Genomic DNA, 18,753 nt, shown 5'->3' with positions numbered 1-18,753 from the left:
TGTTGCGGGGCTGTTCGCCGCATTGCCGCCGCGCTGTGGATGTATAGACCGTAGGATAGTCTTATTGACAGCCTGTCAACTCGTCTGGGAGGCACTGTGAGCGAAACGTTTGATATCGCGATTGTCGGCGCGGGCATCACCGGATGCGCCATCGCGCGGCAGCTCGCGCGGTTTGACCTGTCCATATGCGTGGTCGAGGCAGCCAACGATATCGCGCTGGGAGCATCGAAAGCCAACGGCGGCCTGGTGCACGCCGGCTACGATCCGACACCGGGCACGGTTAAGGCGCAGGTCAACGCCCGTGGCTGCGAGTTGTACGGTGCGTGGGCGCAGGAGCTGGGCTTTCTGTTCTGCCGCACCGGGTCGATGGTGCTGGGTTTTAACGACGAGGACCGCGCGCGCCTGGAGCAGCTACGGTGCAACGGCCATGCCAACGGCGTGCCCGAGCTGTCGATCATCGGACCCGAGCGCATCCACGAGCTGGAGCCGCGCGCCAGTGCCGATGCAACGTGCGCGTTGTGGTGCCCATCGACTGGGTTTGTCGACCCGTTTGAGGTTGCCATCGCCGCGCTGGAGAACGCCGTGGCCAACGGGGTGACGTTTATGCGCTCCGCACCGGTGGAGGCGATTGAAATCGCGGGCTCGGGCGACGACGTGCGCTTTACGTTGGCGACGCCCGCCGGAGACGTGCGCTGCCGCTACATGATCAACGCCGCGGGCAACGGCGCCGCGGACATCTCGCATATGGCGGGCGCCGAGGAGTTCCAGATGGTCTGGCGCCAGGGCAACATCGTGGTGCTGGACAAAGAACCGCGCGCGCTGATGCCACTCTACCCCGTTCCCACGCCGGTGTCCAAGGGCGTTATCGTCACGGGTACCGTACACGGCAACACCGTGATTACCGCGACCGCCGCCGTGCGCGAGCCGGGCGATACACAGACCTACGCGACCGATATCAACGCGCTCCTGACCGGTGCGCGCAAGCTGGTGCCCGATCTGGACACGCGCCGCGTGGTGCGCGCGTTCGCCGGCGGGCGCCCGGTCATTCAGGGTACAAACGACTTTTTTATTGGGCAGTCGGCCGTGGTGCCGGGGCTATTCCAGGCGGCGGGCATCCAGTCGCCGGGCGTGGCGAGCGCACCGGCCATTGCCGAGCGCATGGAGCAGGTACTGCGCAATTCCGGCGTAGCCCTGCGCGAACGTGCCGATTGGGACCCGATTCGCCGCGCGCAGGACAACTTTGACCTCGCGCCGCTTGCGCGCAAGGAAGAACTCATTGAGTCCGATCCCGCGTGGGGGCAGATCGTCTGCCGCTGCGAGACGGTGCCCGAGGCCGAGATTGTAGCCTCGATTCGACGCCGTCCGGGCGCGGTTTCGGTCGAGGGCGTCAAGCGCCGCTGCCGCGCCGGCATGGGTCGGTGTCAAAGTGGCTTTTGCCAAAGCCGCGTGGTGGCGATCCTGGCGCGCGAGTTGGCCTGCGACCCCAGCGAAGTGCTGTTGGAAGATGCTGGATCATGGCTGGTCGAGGGACCACTGAAGGGGGTGCGCTAGAATGGCGACGTTTGATATGCGCAACAAACGCGCAGAGGCCGGAACCATAGCGTCGGTAGCAACGCAGGCCTTCGACGTGGTCGTCATCGGAGGAGGCCCCGCCGGCATGGCTGCAGCGCTGGCCGCGCATAAGGCCGGAGCACGCGTGGCCATCGTGGAGCGCGAACAGCACCTGGGCGGAATCCTCCGCCAGTGCATCCACCCCGGCTTTGGCCTGTCGCACTTTAAACAGGAGCTCACCGGTCCCGAGTACGCGCAGCGCTTTATCGACCAGGTGCACGCAACCGACATTGCGCTGTTCTTGGGCAGCATGGTGCTTGGGATTGATTCAGGCGAGCCTGCAGAAGACACCGAGGTCCATACCGTCACGCTCATGAACCCTGCCGGCATGTTGCAGCTCACCGGGCGCGCGGTCGTCCTTGCCATGGGTTGCCGTGAGCGCACCCGCAGCGAGATCAAGATCCCCGGCAGTCGTCCCGCCGGTGTGTTTACGGCGGGCCTGGCGCAGCGATACATCAATATCGAAAACCTTAAACCCGGCTCGCGCGCCGTCATTTTGGGCTCGGGTGACATCGGGCTGATCATGGCGCGCCGTTGCACGCTCGAGGGGATTTCGGTCGAGGGCGTGTACGAGCTCATGCCGTACGCCAACGGCCTGCGCCGTAACGTCAAGAACTGCCTGGACGACTTTGGCATTCCGCTGCATCTGTCGACCACGGTCACGCGCGTGATTGGACACGATCGCGTGGAGGCTGTCGAGGTGAGCCAAGTCGACGAGCATCTTGCACCCATTCCCGGGACCGAGCGCATCGTTCCGTGCGACACACTGCTGCTTTCGGTGGGGCTGATTCCCGAGAACGAGCTTTCGGTTGCCGCAGGCGTGGAGCTGGACCCACGTACGCGCGGCGCCGTGGTGGACCAGAGCTTGCAGACGGGCGTGCCGGGCATCTTTGCCTGCGGCAACGTGCTGCACGTGCACGACCTGGCCGACAACGTAACGTGTGAGTCCGAGAGAGCTGGCGCAGCTGCGGCGGCGTACGCGCTGGGAACCGGCGCGGGCGCCGTTCCGGACTGCGAGCTCACCGTCTCCCCTGCTGGCATTGCGGGATACGCACTGCCGGGACGCATTACGGCTGCGGCGCTCACCAAGCTGAACTTCCGCGTGCGCCGGCCAGTCGATGCCGCCTGCGTGAGGATCTTGGCCGACGGCGAGAAACTGTTCGCCGGCAAGGTCCGCGCGTTTAAGCCGAGCGTTATGGAAAGCTTCCCACTGCCGGCAAAGGTCATCAAACAAGCGCTCGACCTGGGTGCCAGCGAGATTGTCCTTTCCGTCGATCCCGTTGAGGAGGCGTAGAGTCATGAGCACGAATGTGACCGAGACATTGCAGTTCAACTGCACCACCTGCCCCTCCGAGTGTCTCCTGACCGTGGAGGTCGAGCGCAGCGCAGACGGCGCCGTGGTAGAGGTGCGCTCCGTAACCGGCAACAGCTGCCCGCGTGGCGATAAGTTTGCACATCAGGAGCTCACCTGCCCCATGCGCGTGCTTACCACGACCGTGGCCGTATCCGGCGGCGACGAGGCGCTGCTGCCCGTGCGCACGGCCGAAGCCATCCCGCTGGCACTCCACGCCCAAGCCATGGACCTCATCCGCGGCGTGGTCGTCGAGGCCCCCATCCGCATGGGCGACGTCGTGCTGGAAGATCTTCTCGGCACCAACATTGACCTAGTCGCCAGCATGAACATCGACCGAGCCCAAGTAGCTAATTAGGGACGGAGCTCTTTTAGCTACTCCACCATCCGCCCGGTCCTCCTCCGCAGTTGCGGTGAAATACGGACTGTTTTATGGCTTCAGGCCGCTAAACAGTCCGTATTTCACCGCAACTTATGAGGGTGCGCATGGGATGCAAAGGAATGTCCCGAGGTGCCGGCATAAAAGGAACGTCCCTATGTGCCGGGCTTGGGATACCATGGTGGCAGCCTAGCGAAAGGATGTTTCATGGCACATGTCGATGACCAGCGTGTGGCACGCGTGCTCGATGCGCTCGAGGCTCAGCACCCCGGCGCACAGCTGCTCGTAAACGACCCGTGGTCGATCTATTACCTGACCGGCTTTTATGCCGATATGTTCGAGCGTTTTTGCGGCGTGCTGCTCGCGCGCGATTGCGAGCCCGTGATCATGGTCAACGCCCTACATCAGCTGCCCGAGTACGACAATGCCCGCGTCGCCTACCACACCGATACCGATATCGTGACCGACGCCATCGCGAGTGAGATCGACCCAGCCAAGCCGCTTGGCATCGACACCGTCATGCGTTCCGGCTATTTGATGCCGCTCATGGAGCGCCACGCCGCAAGCGAGTTTTTCCTGGGTGACTTTGCCGTCACCGCCGCGCGCACCTACAAGGATGCCACCGAGCAGGAGCTTATGCGCGTGTCCTCGGCCGCCAACGACGCCGTGATGGCCGATGCCATCAAACTCGTCCACGAGGGCGTGACGGAGCGCGAAATTGCCGACCAGATGCTCGGCCTGTACCGCAAGCACGGCTGCGAGGGCTTTAGCTTTCCGCCCATCGTGAGCTTTGGCGCCAACGCCGGCGACCCGCATCACGAACCCGACGATACCGTGCTCAAGCATGGCGACGTGGTGCTGTTCGACATTGGCGGACGCCGTCGCAACTACTGCTCGGACATGACACGCACGTTCTTTTGGGGCCAGCCGGACGAGGAGACCGCGCACGTCTACGACATCGTGCGCCGCGCCAACGAGGCCGCCGAGGCGCTCATCACGCCGGGCGTTCGTATGTGCGACTTGGACCGCGCCGCACGCGACGTGATTGAGGATGCGGGCTATGGGCAGTACTTTACGCACCGCCTGGGTCACTCAATCGGTCTGCAAGACCACGAGCCGGGCGATGTCTCGCTCGCCAACGAGCAGGTCGTAGAGCCGGGCATGACGTTCTCTATCGAACCGGGTATATACCTCCCCGGTCACACCGGCGTCCGCATCGAGGACCTAGCCCTGGTGACCGAGAACGGCGTCGAGATTCTCAACGCCTACCCCCACGATCCGGTCCGCTTAGACTAGGCAATGCGGCAAAGGGGCTGTCCCTTTGCCGCATCACATGAATGCCGCCACAAAAACGGCCTATCTACTACGTTTAGCCCGCGTGGGTCGACCATACCCGTGTTTTCGCAAAACTGGCAAGCCCTTTACCTGCGGTTTTGATTTCGCAATTCTCGGTATGGTCGAGGGTTACCGGTCAAACGTAGTAAATAGGCCCATTTCGTGGCGAGCAAGTCAACTCGAGGCGCAGGGCAGCCAAAAAAGCCCCGTCCCAAATTGACTGCTTTTGAGTTGCGGTGATATACGGACCGTTTGAGGCTTCTGGCTTGTAAAACAGTCCGTATTTCACCGCAACTGATGAGGGGATGGGTTAACGGAGCAGCCCCGCTACTTCGCCGGCTAGGGTGATGGTACCGGCTGCTACGAAAGGCTCGCCCGCGGCATCGAAAGCCGCGAGGGCCTCGGATACGCTGGGGTACACGCCCGCGAGCTTGTCGGCGTCCACCAGGGAGGCAAGCTCCTGTGCGGGCAAGGCGCGATCGGAATCGGTCTGGGTTACGACCACGCGGGGGAACGCCGGAACCAGAACGTCAACGATACCCGCCACGTCCTTATCGGCCAGCGCGGCGCACAGCAGCGTGGGGCGATTCTCCACGCACGAATCGATCTCGTCCAGTGCGCTCACAAAGTTCTCGCAGCTCTGGGGGTTATGACAGGCATCAATCAGCTTGAGCGGATCGGTCCCCAGCACGTCAAATCGGCCCGGCGTGGGGCAGCCCATAAGCGAAGCGTCGAGCGCCTCATGGTCGAGCTCGCGACCCAAATACCCCTCGCACAGCATAATCGCGCACGCAGCATTCTGCGGCTGATAGGCCGGCTTAACCATGCTCGACGTATAAATCGCACGCGGCGTGGTGCAGCTAAACTCCACCGTATCGCCCACGTGTGCCGGAAGTTTGGTCGTCGTATGGCTCACCACGAGCGGCACAACGCCGCACTCGCGACAACGGGCATCCATCACGCGCTGAACGCTCGGCTCATGCGTGCCCTCGCCCAAAACAACCAATCGCCCAGGCTTAATAACCGCAGCCTTCTCCCCCGCAATGGCCTCGAGCGTATCGCCCAAAATACGTGTGTGATCGAGCCCAATACCCGTAATGGCGACGGCCACGGGATCAGTCGCACTCGTAGCATCCCAGCGTCCGCCCATGCCAACCTCAAGCACGGCAACATCCACGCGAGCCTCGGCAAACACCACAAGTGCAGCAGCCGTCAAAAGGTCAAACGGCGTGATGGTATAGGCGCGCTCCCCCGCCGCCACACGACGGGCATTCACTCGATGCCCCGCCTCAACAGCGGCCGAAACGCCACGGGCGAATGCCTCATCGCTCACGACGCATCCATCGACTTCCATGCGCTCGGGATAGCGTACCAGCTGTGGCGACGTATACAGCGCGGTCTTGAGCCCCTCACCACGAAGAATGGCAGCCGAAAAACGCGTAGTCGAAGTCTTGCCATTGGTACCGGCAACCTGGATGCAATCGAAATACTCATCCGGACGCCCCAACTCATCGAGCATATCGACAACCGTCTCAAGCAGAGGCCCAGCATCCCCAGAAATCCGCCCCGTATCAGCAGCCAGCCCAACAGCCTCATCAAACGAAAGCAAATCAAACTCAAAAGGAACGGTATACAAGCCGGAACGCTTAGGCATTTTTAGAACCGCCATTCATAGAAAAATAAAACAGTATAGGTTGAGGATAGTCAGCGAAAACGCCTCTGATGAGCCAAGGTGCCGTGAAACAAGGGCGCATAGGGCTTATGCCCATGCGCCCGAAGTTGAACGGCAGATTGGCCATCAGAGGCGTTTGCAGCGTCGAGTCAGCCGCCGTTCGTTAGAACGGCGGAATAGGTGTCCGCAGCGGAGAGCAAAGCATCGGGACGCGTCCCCCAGTAACACCTACGAGAAGTCAGCAACCTGAGCAGTCAGCGCCACCAGGATCTCCTTGAGCTCAGCTGCACGGTCCCTCTTCTTCTGGACCACCGCAGGCGCGGCCTTGGCCACAAAGCCCTCGTTGGCAAGGGTCTTCTCGCAGCCAGCAAGCTCCTTCTGGGCCGCGGCGATCTCCTTCTCCAGGCGTGCCTTCTCGGCCGAAAGGTCAACCTTGCCCTCGAGCACCACAAAGACCTCGACACCGCTATCGACCACGGCAATGCTCGCAGCCGGCTTCTCAACATCGGTGCCCATGACCAGCGAAGCGGTGTTCGCCAGCGGCTCAATCGTGGAGCGCAGGCTCTCGAGCTTCTCGATGTCCTCGGCACCGGCGCGCACGACCACGTCGAGCTCCGCCTTGGGGCTTAAGCGATAACGCGAACGGGTGGCACGGGCGGCGGAAACGACGGCACGGCACAGCTCAAACGCGCGCTCGGCGGGCTCGTCGACGTACTTGGCGTAGTCGGCGGGCTCGGGCCACTTGGCGATCATGAGCGCCTCGGCGCGGTTCACGTTGCCCTCGGCGTCCAGGTCGAGCACGCTCGCCGGCATGTTGTCCCAGATCTCCTCGGTGACAAACGGCATAAGCGGGTGCATCAGGCGAATGGAGGTGTCGAGCACAAAGATCAGGTTGCGCTGCGCCTGTAGACGGCCCTCGCCCTTCAGACGGGCCTTGGTGACCTCGACGTACCAGTCGCAGACCTCGTTCCAGAAGAACTGCTGCACGCCGCGGGCCATGTCGCCAAAGGTGTAGTTCTCAATACCCTCGGTGACCATCTTCACGGCCTTGGCCAGGCGGCTGAACATCCAAGCGTCGGCCGGCGTCTCCACGACAGGCTCGCCGGGCGTGTAGCCCTCCATGTTCATGAGCAGGAAGCGGCTGGCGTTCCAGATCTTGGTCACAAAGCTCTTGGCCTGGTCGGTACGCGGGCTGTCGATGAGCTTCTTGGTCTTCTTGTCGATGTTCGCGTCAAACTTGACGTCCTGGTTGTTGGTGCACAGCGTGAGCAAGTTGAAGCGCATGGCGTCGGCGCCGTACATGCCAATGAGGTCCATGGGGTCAACGCCGTTGCCCTTGGACTTGGACATGCGGCTGCCGTCCTTGGCCAAGATCGTCGGGTATATGACGACGTCCTTAAACGGCACCTCGTCCAAGAAATACAGCGAACTCATGACCATGCGGGCGACCCACAGCGCGATGATGTCGCGTGCGGTGACGAGCGCCGTCGTGGGGTGATGGCCCTCGAGCAGCTCCGGCTTTTGCGGCCAGCCCTGCGTGGCGAAGGTCCACAGCTGCGAGCTGAACCAGGTGTCCAGCACGTTCTCGTCCTGATGCACGTGATGGCCGCCGCACTTGGGACACACATCGGTGTCCTCGGTGAGGGCGTCCTCCCAGCCGCAGTCCTCGCAGTAGAACACGGGAATGCGATGGCCCCACCACAGCTGGCGCGAGATGCACCAGTCCTTGAGGTTTTCCATCCAGGTGGTGTAGGTCTGCGTCCAGCGCGCGGGGTGGAAAGTGACCTTGCCGGAGTTGACGGCGTCGAGCGCCGGTCCCTTGAGCTTGTCGACGGCCACAAACCACTGCTCGGACAGCCACGGCTCCAGCGCGGAGTCGCAACGGTAGCAGTGCATGACGGAGTGGTCGAGGTCCTCGACGTGATCGAGCAGGCCGTGCTCCTCAAACCACTTGATGACGGCCTCGCGGCACTCCTCGCGGTTCATGCCGGTGAACTCGCCGTAACCCTCGACGACCACCGCGTGCTCGTCGAAGATATTGATCTGCGGCAGGTCGTGGGCCTGACCCATGGCGTAGTCGTTGGGGTCGTGGGCCGGGGTGACCTTGACGAAGCCGGAGCCAAAGTTGGCATCGACGTGCCAATCCTCAAAGATGGGAATCTCGCGGTCGACGATGGGGAGCTTGACGGTCTTACCCACGAAGGCGGCCTTCTCGGGATCCTTCGGGGAGACGGCGACGCCCGTGTCGCCGAGCATGGTCTCGGGGCGCGTGGTGGCGACGACGATGTAGTCCTGGCCGTTAACCGGCTCGGTCAGCGGGTAGCGCAGGTGCCACAGGTGACCCTTCTCGTCCTTATACTCGGCCTCATCGTCCGAAATGGCGGTGGTGCAGTTGGGGCACCAGTTGACGATGCGCTTGCCGCGGTAGATCAGACCGTCGTGGTACCAGTCGCAAAAGACCTTGCGCACGGCCTGCGCGTAGTCCTCGTCCATGGTAAAGCGCTCGTTATCAAAGTCGACGGAGCAGCCCATGCGCTTGATCTGCTCGACGATGATGCCGCCGTACTCGTGGGTCCAGTCCCAGCAGGCGTCGACAAACTTATCGCGACCGATCTCCAGGCGGCTGATGCCCTCGCTCTTGAGCTTCTTGTCGACCTTGGTCTGCGTGGCGATACCGGCGTGATCGGTGCCCAGCACCCAGCGCGTGGACTTGCCGCGCATGCGGGCCATACGGATGATGGCGTCCTGGATGGAGTCGTCAGAAGCGTGACCCATATGGAGCTTGCCGGTCACGTTGGGAGGCGGAATGGTGACGGTGCAGTCGCCCACGCCCTCACGGCGCTTGTAGTAGCCGCCGTCGAGCCACTTCTGCAGGATCGCCGGCTCGTTGGTCGACGGATCGTAGTTCTTGGGCATTTCTTCCATATATCTCTCCCTGTCCCGCCGGCGTGTCCGCCTGCTTGGTTTTCGCTCGGTCAAGTCCTGGCTCGCACGAAGGCCACATTAAGTGGCCTTCGGCTCGTGCGGAATCTACGAAAACCAAGCAGGCGGACACGCCTTAGGTATCGATTACTTCAGTCTGAAGATACTAGCTAAACAATCTAACAGAATAGCACAGGCATACCTACCAAAAAGGGACAGGTTTATTTTGGCAGGTTTTATCAGGCAGAATGACGTTTGCCCATATAAAACCGACCAAAATAAACCTGTCCCTAAAAGGCAGGTCCCGCAGTGGTTGCCGCGGGACCTAAACGGGCGCTATTTACCCATAGATGCGCTGGGGCTGTTCTTCGCCCTTTACGGAGGCTTCGGTCACGATGACCTTGGCGACGCCTTCCTCGCTGGGGAGGTCGAACATCGTCTGCTGCAGCACGTCCTCGCAGATGGAGCGCAGGCCGCGGGCGCCGGTCTTGCGGGCGAGTGCCATGCGGGCGATCTCGTGCAGCGCCGCGTCCTCAAACTCAAGCTCAACGTCCTCGAGCTGGAACATCTTGCGGTACTGACGCACCACGGCGTTCTTGGGCTCGGTCAGAATCGACACCAGGTCGTCCTCGTCGAGCGCCTGCGTCTGGGTGACAACGGGCGTACGGCCCACGAACTCGGGGATCATGCCAAAGGCGTTGAGGTCCTGCGGGAGCACCTGACGCAGCAGGTCGTTCTCGTCGACCGAGGTGGGGCCGGCGATCTCGGAGTTAAAGCCCACGCCCTTGTTGCCCACGCGGTCGGCGATGATCTTGTCCAGACCCACAAAGGCACCGCCGCAGATAAACAGGATGTTAGTCGTGTCGATCTGCAGCAGCTCCTGCTGGGGATGCTTGCGGCCACCGGTAGGCGGAACGCTGGCCACCGTGCCCTCAAGAATCTTAAGCAGCGCCTGCTGCACACCCTCGCCCGAGACATCGCGGGTAATGGAGAGGTTCTCGGCCTTGCGGGCAATCTTGTCAATCTCGTCCACGTAGATAATGCCCACCTGAGCGCGCTCAATGTCGCCATCAGCGGCGTTGATGAGCTTGAGCAGGATGTTCTCCACATCCTCGCCCACGTAACCGGCCTCGGTAAGCGCGGTGGCGTCGGCGATGGCAAACGGCACCTCGAGAATGCGGGCGAGCGTCTGGGCGAGCAGGGTCTTACCGGTACCGGTGGGACCGAGCAGCAAAATATTGGACTTGGCGAGCTCCACCTCGTCCATATCGGTGTCGAACTGCGAGCCCATGCTGTCGTCAAAAGCGGACACCGCGGCGCCGCCCTCGATCACGCGGCGATAGTGGTTGTACACGGCCACCGACATGGCGCGCTTGGCGTCCTCCTGCCCCATGACATAGGCCGAAAGCTCGTCATAGATCTCGTGCGGCGTCGGCACGTGCGTGATGACCTGGCGGTCGTCCTCGAGCTCAAAGCCCTCGGCCTCGGGGTCCACGGCGGGCTGGGATGCAGCCTGGCCGTGGTCGTTGAGGAAGCCCGGCAGCTTGCCGTTGCGGGCAGCGTCCATAAAGTCCGAAGCCAGCGACTCCTCAAGGATCTCGGAACAGGCGGCGACGCACTCGTCACAGATAAAGATGTTGGTCGGGCCCTTTACGAGGCGACGGACCTGGCCCTGCTCTTTTCCGCAAAAGGAGCAGCGGATGGGGTTGCCGTTCTCGTCAAAGTTGTCCTGCATGTTACCTGCCATCCTAGGCATCCTTCGCGGCGAGATCTCGCGAGGTGACGATACGGTCAATCAGGCCGTAGTCGAGGGCCTCGGCGGCGGTCAGGTAGTTGTCGCGCTCGGTATCGGCCTGGACCTTCTCGATGGGCTGGCCCGAGGCATCGGACAAGATCTGGTTGAGCTCGCGGCGGGTCTTCTTGATCTCCTCGGCCACAATCTCAATCTCGGTCTGCTGACCCTGGGCACCGCCGCTGGGCTGGTGAATCATGACTTTGGAGTGCGGCAGGCAGAAGCGCTTGCCCTTAGCGCCGGCCGAAAGCAGCACGGCGGCCATGGACGCGGCCATACCGACGCAGATGGTGGAGACCTGCGGCTTGATGAAGTTCATGGTGTCAAGAATCGCCAGGCCGGAGTAAACCTCGCCACCGGGCGAATTGATGTAGAGCGAGATATCCTTCTCGGCATCCTGGCTCTCAAGATGCAGCAGCTGGGCAACGACCAGGTTGGCGCTGACGGAGTTGATCTCCTCGCCCAAGAAGATGATGCGGTCGTTGAGCAGGCGCGAATAGATATCGTAGCTGCGCTCGCCGCGCGGCGTCTGCTCGATAACGTATGGCACGAGGGCGGAATCGAACTTAGCGATCATACGCATCTCCATTTCTCTCTTGCGGACCAAATTGGTTCTAGATAAACGTACGGTGCCCGCATGCTATGCATTGGCTGGCACCGTACGAAGCAACCGGATAACCGGCTATTAACTTTACCCCATCACGGGCACATACATGCGCTCGCGGGCAAGGTGGCGAGAATTACTCGGCGTCCTTGGCGGTCTCGTCGACCTCGGTCACCTTGGCGTTCTCGACCAGGTGGTCGACGGCCTTGGAGCGACGGATGGACTCGCGGACGGCAGGCATGCGGCCATCGGCGATGAACTCGGCCTTGGAAGCCTCGACGTCCTTGACGCCGGCCTTCTCGAACTCGGCGTTGATGTCGTCCTCGGTGACCTCAATCTTGAGCTCACGCGCGAGGGCGTCCAGAGCCAGGGACTCACGGGCAACGTCGTTGGCCTGCTTATGCAGGTCGCCGATGAACTGCTCCATGGTCAGACCGGAAGCGGGCAGCCAGGTGTCGAGCGTCATGCCGCGGGCAGCGAGGTTGGACAGGAAGTTCTGGCCAAGCTCCTCAAAGACGGACTGCTCGTAGTCGGCGTCCATCTCGTCGAGCTGCAGACGCTCGGCGAGAGCGGAGACGCAACGGTTCTCCTTCTCGGCCGGCAGGCGGGAAGCCTTGTCCTGCTGAATCTCAATCTTGATGGCGTCGCGCATGGCGTCGATGCTGTCGAAGCCAAAGTCGGACTTGACGAGCTCGTCGGTGAGCTCGGGGGTGTTGCGGACCTTGATGCCCTTGACGGTGACCTCGACGGTGTGGGTCTCGGCCTCCTCGCCCTCCTCGGCCTCGTCGGTCCAGGTGACGGACTTGACGTCGTCAACGTTGGCGCCGATCAGAGCCTCGTTGAACTCGGCGGGGTTGCTGTCGCTACCGGCGATGAGCATACGGCCCTCGGCGGCAAAGTTGTCGGCGTTCTCGACGGCCTTGAGGTCGACGGTAACGTAGTCCTCGGACTCGACAGCGCGGCCCTCGACATCCTCGAAGGTGGCACGGTAGTTGAGGAGCATCTCGACCTGGTTGTTGATCTCGGACTCGGTGACCTCCGCAGGGGGCATCTCGATCTCGACAGCGTCGAAGGAGGAGAGCTCAGCGGCGGGACGCAGGGAGAACTCGACGGTGTAGGTGTAGTCCTCGTGATCCTTAGCGAGGTCGAGGTCCTTGTAGTCACCGTTCTTGGTGGGGACGATGTCCAGCTCGTTGAGGACGGCGGGCTCGTTGGCGGCGATCAGGTCGTTGGTGGCCTGAGCGAGGGTAGCCTCGGCGCCAAGAGCAGAGTCGATAACCGGACGGGGAGCCTTACCGGCGCGGAAGCCCGGGAAGCGGTACTTCTTGGCGGTGTCCTTGTAAGCCTTCTTGATCGCGGCGTCGACGTCGGCGGCCGGGATGGTGACCGTAGCGGTGAGCTTGGCGTCCTTGACGTCAGAAGCGGTGATGTTCAACACGTTCCTCCTCATACTGCCCAGCTTATCTGAGGTGCTGGTACCTTTATGCAACAAAGAGTCGCGACGGCCAGGGCCGACGCAGATGCGTTGGTGCGGGCGAAAGGACTCGAACCTTCACGGGAATCCCACCAGAACCTAAATCTGGCGCGTCTACCAATTCCGCCACGCCCGCATGAGCGCACAGATTAGGAATGATAGCAGATACGAGCGACAAGCGCACGCACACGTTTTACAGGCTCACGACCTCACCACGAGTGCAAAAGGCGGGTCGAGTTGCCCCGCCCCGCCAATTACGACTTGTTCGCCGACCCGCTACTCCCCCAGCAGCGCTTTCTCCGGCGTGATGGGCAGCGAGCGGACCTGGTGGCCCGTGGCGTGTGCGACGGCCGAGGCCACGGCGGCGAGCGGCGTGTTGATGACGACCTCGCCGATCGACTTGGCGCCAAACGGGCCCGTCGGCTCGTAGCTCGGCTCAAAGGCCACGCGAATGCTGCCGATATCCAGGCGCGTAGGCAGCTTGTAGCTCATAAAGTTGCCGGTGCGCAGGCGACCGCGGTCGTCATGCTCGACGATCTCGTAGAGCGCGTGACCGATGCCCTGGGCAATGCCGCCCTCGGCCTGGACGCGCGCGAGCGCCTCGTTGATCACGGTGCCGCAATCGACGGCAGCGGCGTAATCCACCACGGTCACCTTGCCGGTGGCCTTGTCAACCTCGACCTCGGCAATGCCGGCCATAAACGGCGGGGGCGAAACGGGCAGGCAGGCAGAGGCGTGCGAAGTCAGCGCGTCACCGCCCGCGATGTTCTTGACGCACAGGTTGGCAAAGTCTCGCAGCGTAAGGTAGCGACCGTGCTCGCGCGCAGCACGCTCGTCGGACAGGCGCACGTACTGGCCGTCGAAGACCACGTCGGCGGCGTCAACGTCCCACATCTGGGCGGCCTTGGCGCAAATCTTCTGGCGCAGCTCGGTCGCGGCGTTCTTGGCGGCAAGGCCCGTCACGTAGGTACCGGAGCTCGCGTACGAGCCGGCGTCGAACGGCGACACATCGGTGTCCACGCCGCGCACCACAATGAGCGAGCTCTCCACGCCCAGCTCCTCGGCGGCAATCTGCGCCAGGATCGTGTCGACGCCCATGCCGTTATCGGTGGCGCCGGTGCCGATGGTAATGAAGCCGTCCTCTTCCAGGCGCATGTCGATGCCGGCGATATCCACGTTGGAAATGCCCGAGCCCTGCATGGTGAGCGCACAGCCCAGAGCACGCACGCGGTCGCCCAGGTCGACGGCCAGCGGCTTGTCGCGCCAACCGATCATGTCCATCGCTCGCAGCAGGCAGCGGTCGAGCGCGCAGGCGTTGAGCTTCTCGTTGTAGTACTGCGGCATGATCTCGCCCTCGCGCACCATGTTCTTAAGGCGCAGGTCGGCGGGGTCCATGTGCAGCATGTCGGCGAGCTCGTTGACGGCGCTCTCCACGGCAAACTGGCCCTGGGTGGCACCGTAGCCGCGATACGCGCCGCCGCGGTTGGTGTTGGTGTAGACGGCGTCCCACCTAAAGCGGCTCGCCTTCACATGGTTGTAAATCGGCAGGCTCTTGTGGCCCGAAAGGCCGATCGTCGTGGTGGCGTGCTCGCCGTACGCGCCGGCGTTGGACAGCGTGTGCAAGTCGATGGCCGTGATGGTGCCGTCGTTCATGGCGCCCAGCTTAACGGTCATCTGCATCTGGTGGCGCGAGTTACCCGCGGTGATAGTCTCCTCGCGGGTGTAGCAGCAGTAGCTCGGACGGCCAGTCTGCTGGGTCACGAACGCAACGAAGATCTCGCAGCAGCCCGTCTGCTTGGAGCCAAAGCCGCCGCCGATGCGCGGCTTAATGACCTGCACCTGCGACTGCGGAATGTCGAGCGACTGCGCGACCATGCGGCGCACGTGGAAGGGCACCTGTGTAGAGGTGGTCACCGAGATACGCCCGAACGCGTCGGTCGTCGCAAAGGCGCGGAAGGTTTCCATGGGCGCGGTCTGCGTGGCCTGGCTGGTGTAAGTGCGCTCAAAGACGATGTCGCTCTGGGCGAAGGCCTCGTCCAGATCGCCATAATCGCTGGTACCGCTGCACACCAGGTTGCGCGGAACATCGCCGCCCTGCGGGAACATAAAGCTCACGTCGCCCTCGGGGTGGACCACGATGTCGTTATCGAGTGCCTGGGTAAAGTCGAGCAGGGGCTCGAGCACCTCGTAGTCGACCTTGATGAGCTTGAGCGCCTTGTCGGCGGCCTCCTCGGTCTCGGCGGCGACGATCGCCACCTCCTCGTTTTGGTAGCGCACGAGGTTCTCGAGGATCAGGCGGTCGTAGGGACTCGGCTGCGGATAGCTCTGGCCGGCGATGGTAAAGCGGCGCTTGGGCACGTCCTCGTAGGTGTAGACGCCAACCACGCCGGGCACCTTCAGGGCGCGCGACGTGTCGATGGAGCGGATCTTGGCGCGGGCATAGGGGCTGCGCTTGAGTTTGACGATCAGGGCCCCGGCGGGCACCAGGTCGCCCGTGTAGACCGGACGGCCCTCGAGCAGGGCCTTCGAGTCCTTCTTGGGCTGCTTGTGGGTGATCTGCTTGTAGGAGACGCCGTCGCAGCTGGTGTCGTTGACCGGCAGCTCGGGCATCTCAAAGCCCACCTGCACGCCGGACTCGTTGAGAAAGCGCACGATGGCGCGCAGCTGGCTCTCGTAGCCGCTGCAGCGGCAAAGATTGCCGGCGAGCTGGCGCGAGAGCTCCTCGCGCGTGGCGACGAGCGTCGGGTCCTCCTTGGCGGCGCGGGCGAGCGCCAGCACGTTCATGATGAGGCCGGGGGCGCAAAAACCGCACTGCTCGGCGCCTTCGGCAGCCATCGCGCGGGCGAGCGCCTCGGACTCGGCCTTGAGGCCCTCGAGCGTGGTGACGGAGCGGCCCTCGACGCGCGCGGCGGGAACCGAGCAGCTCAGCACCGGGTCGCCGTCGAGCCACACCGTGCACAGGCCGCAGTTGGTGGTTTCGCAGGCGCAGCGTACCGACGCGCAGCCCTGCTCGCGCAGCAGCGCAAAGAGCATGGTGTCGGGGGCAATCTGAACCTTGACCTTGCGACCGTTGAGCGTAAAAGAAAGATCGATGAGTTTGGCAGCCATTAGCGCACCTCGCTAGAATCGACGCCGGGCACGCGGCGGCAGGAATACTCGTCCGTGGCGTGCTTGGGAATCTGCACGCCCTCGAGCTCGCGGGCAAGCGCGGCCGAAAGCTCAATGCCGGCGGCGCGGCGCACGGCCTGAATCGCCAGCGGGGCCGAGATGCGGCGGCGGTAGTCGGCCGAGCCCCACAGGTTGGTGCCGTAGCTCAGGGTACGCACGGATGCGGCAAGGGCGCACAGCTCGTCCTCGGAAGGCTGCTCGTTCACCAGGCCGCATGCCTCGCCCCGCAGCAGGGTCGCGCGCAGCGGGCGGGCACCCACGGTGACGTGCCAGGAGCCGTCCCACCAGGCGGCGGTGACGTTCAGCGAGGGGAAGTCGGTCGCGGCCTTGCGCACGGCCTCGTAGCTTGCGCGGTAGTCGTGTTTAACGACCACAACATGCTCGATCACGTCGCGCACGTAGCCCATGTTCACAAACTCGGCGAGCGGCACGCGGCCGGCACCTGTCAGCTTAACGTATGAATCGAGTGCCAAAAAAGCCGAAAGCACGTCCGAGAAGCCAAAGCGGCCGTAGATGCTGCCGCCCACCGTGGCGGTATTGCGCAGCTGCACGCCCACGATATCGTGGACGGCAAACTCAAAGACATTGTTGACGAGCGCGTTGAGCTCGGCATGGCGCTCGAGCTGGCGTAGGGTGCACATGGCACCGATGCGAAACTCGGTCTCGGTCTCCTCGATCTGATCGAGTCCGCAGGCCGAAAGGTCAATCGCCGTCGCCACGCGACGCGAACCCAGGCGCATCCAGATGCCGCCGCCCACAATCTTGTTGTTGCGGTTCTTCTGTAAGAGCTCATAGGCTTCGGCCGCGTTTCCAACACGGACGTAGGTACCGAACTTGAGCACGTTCTCCCCCATCTCTTTACTTGTCCAGTACCCCTAAGTGTACCAAACGAGGGTGCACGGCCCTCACCACCATAGAAAAAGGCTCCCAGCACAAATGCTGGGAGCCTCATCAGGTGCTATGTCGAGCTGGGCTTAGCAGACGCCCTGGGCGAGCATGGCGTCGGCGACCTTCAGGAAGCCGGCGATGTTGGCGCCCATGACAAAGTTGCCCTCCTGGCCATACTCCTTGGCGGTGTCGTCCACATTGTGGAACATGCCGCGCATGAGCTGCTCGAGCTTGCCGTCGACCTCCTCAAAGGTCCAGGACAGGTGCTCGGCGTTCTGGCTCATCTCCAGGCCGGACACGAGCACGCCGCCGGCGTTGGCAGCCTTGCCGGGCATAAAGGCGACGCCGTTCTCCTGGAAGTAGTTCGTGGCCTCGATGGTCGTGGGCATGTTTGCGCCCTCGCCGACCACCTTGCAGCCGTTGGCGACGAGCGCCTGGGCGTCCTCGAGCAGCAGCGTGTTCTCGCGAGCGCAGGGCAGCGCGATGTCGCAGGGCAGCTGCCAAACGCCGCGGCCGTCGCCCTCGTGCCACACGGCACCGGGCTTCTCGTCAACGTACATGGCGAGCGTGACGCCCTTGTCGTGGCCAGAGCGCTTCTGGTTGTAGACGTGCTCGAGCACGGAGTAGTCGATGCCGTCGGGATCCTCGACCCAGCCGTGGGTATCGGAGCAGGCCAGCACCTTGCCGCCGAGCTGGGAAACCTTCTGGACGGCGTAGATGGCAACGTTACCGGAGCCGTGAACGACGACGTTCTTGCCCTCGAAGGAGTCGCCGCGGCTCTTGAGGTACTCGTCCACAAAGTAGACCAGGCCGTAGCCAGTGGCCTCGGTGCGGGCGAGCGAGCCGCCAAAGGAGAGGCCCTTGCCGGTGAGGACGCCGGTCCACTCGTTGGTCAGGCGCTTGTACTGACCGAACATGTAGGCAACCTCGCGGCCGCCAACGCCCAGGTCGCCGGCGGGAACGTCGGTGTTGGGGCCGATGTGACGATAGAGCTCGGTCATGAAGGACTGGCAGAAGTGCATGATCTCGTTGTTGGACTTGCCCTTGGGGTCAAAGTCGGAACCGCCCTTGCCGCCGCCCATGGGAAGGGTGGTCAGGCTGTTCTTGAGGATCTGCTCCAGGCCCAGGAACTTGAGCATGCCCAGGGTGACCGTCGGGTTAAAGCGCAGGCCGCCCTTGTAGGGTCCAATGGCAGAGTTGAACTCGACGCGGTAACCGCGGTTGACCTGGACCTTGCCCTGGTCGTCGACCCAGGGAACACGGAACATGACGATGCGCTCGGGCTCGACAAGGCGCTCCAGTAGGGCGGCCTCCTCGTACTCGGGGTGGGCGTCGAGCGCCGGCTGGATGGTGCCGAGGATCTCGGTCGCGGCCTGGATGAACTCAGGCTGCTCGGGATAGCGGGCCTTGAGCTCGTCGAGAACTTTCTGCGTGTAGCTCATGCTTCCTCCAATTGATGGAAAAGAAAGGTGTCGTTCGCGGCGCCCCATGCGCCGTGAGCTTTATCGAGTATGGATAATATCGCACTGTTGCTACAAAGTTACGAATAAGGCAACG

The 18,753-nt window shown here is 63.0% G+C and carries 12 protein-coding genes and 1 tRNA gene; 4 read left to right on the top strand and 9 right to left on the bottom strand.

The features are described 5' to 3' along the window. Window positions 1-96: 96 nt before the first annotated feature. The 4 genes from DW821_RS01965 to DW821_RS01950 all read left to right on the top strand — a co-directional run bounded on the left by DW821_RS01965 (window position 97) and on the right by DW821_RS01950 (window position 4,637). Complete coding sequence (locus DW821_RS01965) at window positions 97-1,551, top strand: NAD(P)/FAD-dependent oxidoreductase (protein ID WP_118065266.1); 1,455 nt, start codon at window positions 97-99, stop codon at window positions 1,549-1,551. 16 nt (window positions 1,552-1,567) lie between these two features. Next, complete coding sequence (locus DW821_RS01960; protein WP_370221171.1) at window positions 1,568-2,905, top strand: NAD(P)/FAD-dependent oxidoreductase; 1,338 nt, start codon at window positions 1,568-1,570, stop codon at window positions 2,903-2,905. A gap of 4 nt (window positions 2,906-2,909) precedes the next feature. Beyond that, complete coding sequence (locus DW821_RS01955; RefSeq protein WP_118065262.1) at window positions 2,910-3,320, top strand: DUF1667 domain-containing protein; 411 nt, start codon at window positions 2,910-2,912, stop codon at window positions 3,318-3,320. A 228-nt stretch (window positions 3,321-3,548) separates the two neighbouring features. Then, window positions 3,549-4,637, top strand: a complete 1,089-nt coding sequence (locus DW821_RS01950; RefSeq protein WP_118065260.1) for a Xaa-Pro peptidase family protein — start codon at window positions 3,549-3,551, stop codon at window positions 4,635-4,637. 349 nt (window positions 4,638-4,986) lie between these two features. Here DW821_RS01950 and DW821_RS01945 read toward each other — a convergent pair whose 3' ends face one another. The 9 genes from DW821_RS01945 to gdhA all read right to left on the bottom strand — a co-directional run bounded on the left by DW821_RS01945 (window position 4,987) and on the right by gdhA (window position 18,638). Further along, window positions 4,987-6,330: a folylpolyglutamate synthase/dihydrofolate synthase family protein gene (locus tag DW821_RS01945; RefSeq protein ID WP_118065258.1), complete on the bottom strand. Its 1,344-nt coding sequence runs from the start codon at window positions 6,328-6,330 to the stop codon at window positions 4,987-4,989. A gap of 246 nt (window positions 6,331-6,576) precedes the next feature. Beyond that, window positions 6,577-9,273: a valine--tRNA ligase gene (locus tag DW821_RS01940; RefSeq protein ID WP_118065256.1), complete on the bottom strand. Its 2,697-nt coding sequence runs from the start codon at window positions 9,271-9,273 to the stop codon at window positions 6,577-6,579. A 337-nt stretch (window positions 9,274-9,610) separates the two neighbouring features. Next, complete coding sequence (gene clpX / locus DW821_RS01935; RefSeq protein ID WP_117637569.1) at window positions 9,611-11,017, bottom strand: ATP-dependent Clp protease ATP-binding subunit ClpX; 1,407 nt, start codon at window positions 11,015-11,017, stop codon at window positions 9,611-9,613. A 1-nt stretch (window position 11,018) separates the two neighbouring features. Beyond that, window positions 11,019-11,639, bottom strand: coding sequence for an ATP-dependent Clp protease proteolytic subunit (locus DW821_RS01930; protein WP_022095182.1), 621 nt, complete (start codon window positions 11,637-11,639; stop codon window positions 11,019-11,021). A 163-nt stretch (window positions 11,640-11,802) separates the two neighbouring features. Then, the gene (gene tig, locus DW821_RS01925) at window positions 11,803-13,104 is read right to left on the bottom strand and encodes a trigger factor (RefSeq protein ID WP_233552975.1); all 1,302 of its coding nucleotides are present in this window, start codon (window positions 13,102-13,104) and stop codon (window positions 11,803-11,805) included. Between the two features lie 88 nt (window positions 13,105-13,192). Next, window positions 13,193-13,276, bottom strand: a tRNA-Leu gene (locus tag DW821_RS01920). 140 nt (window positions 13,277-13,416) lie between these two features. Continuing rightward, window positions 13,417-16,248, bottom strand: coding sequence for a molybdopterin cofactor-binding domain-containing protein (locus DW821_RS01915; RefSeq protein ID WP_118065252.1), 2,832 nt, complete (start codon window positions 16,246-16,248; stop codon window positions 13,417-13,419). Further along, window positions 16,248-17,162, bottom strand: a complete 915-nt coding sequence (locus DW821_RS01910) for a xanthine dehydrogenase family protein subunit M (RefSeq protein WP_117769974.1) — start codon at window positions 17,160-17,162, stop codon at window positions 16,248-16,250. The genes DW821_RS01915 and DW821_RS01910 overlap by 1 nt, the downstream gene beginning before the upstream one ends. Before the next feature lie 120 nt (window positions 17,163-17,282). Beyond that, a complete protein-coding gene (gene gdhA, locus DW821_RS01905; protein WP_117769975.1) occupies window positions 17,283-18,638 on the bottom strand; it encodes an NADP-specific glutamate dehydrogenase in 1,356 nt (451 codons plus the stop codon). Between the last annotated feature and the right edge of the window lie 115 nt (window positions 18,639-18,753).

The organism is Collinsella sp. AM33-4BH, assembly GCF_003469205.1.
Taxonomy (GTDB): Bacteria; Actinomycetota; Coriobacteriia; order Coriobacteriales; family Coriobacteriaceae; genus Collinsella.
Note: the sequence above shows the minus strand (reverse complement) of the source record. Positions and strands in the feature narration are given on the sequence as shown.

Bases quoted from the DNA above. Each gene is read 5' to 3' on its own strand.
- DW821_RS01955 (WP_118065262.1), top strand. From the start codon at position 2,910: ATGAGCACGAATGTGACCGAGACATTGCAGTTCAACTGCACCACCTGC.
- gdhA (WP_117769975.1), bottom strand. From the start codon at position 18,638: ATGAGCTACACGCAGAAAGTTCTCGACGAGCTCAAGGCCCGCTATCCC.
- DW821_RS01950 (WP_118065260.1), top strand. From the start codon at position 3,549: ATGGCACATGTCGATGACCAGCGTGTGGCACGCGTGCTCGATGCGCTC.
- DW821_RS01915 (WP_118065252.1), bottom strand. From the start codon at position 16,248: ATGGCTGCCAAACTCATCGATCTTTCTTTTACGCTCAACGGTCGCAAG.
- DW821_RS01960 (WP_370221171.1), top strand. From the start codon at position 1,568: ATGCGCAACAAACGCGCAGAGGCCGGAACCATAGCGTCGGTAGCAACG.
- clpX (WP_117637569.1), bottom strand. From the start codon at position 11,017: ATGGCAGGTAACATGCAGGACAACTTTGACGAGAACGGCAACCCCATC.
- DW821_RS01945 (WP_118065258.1), bottom strand. From the start codon at position 6,330: ATGCCTAAGCGTTCCGGCTTGTATACCGTTCCTTTTGAGTTTGATTTG.
- DW821_RS01930 (WP_022095182.1), bottom strand. From the start codon at position 11,639: ATGATCGCTAAGTTCGATTCCGCCCTCGTGCCATACGTTATCGAGCAG.
- DW821_RS01910 (WP_117769974.1), bottom strand. From the start codon at position 17,162: ATGGGGGAGAACGTGCTCAAGTTCGGTACCTACGTCCGTGTTGGAAAC.
- DW821_RS01940 (WP_118065256.1), bottom strand. From the start codon at position 9,273: ATGGAAGAAATGCCCAAGAACTACGATCCGTCGACCAACGAGCCGGCG.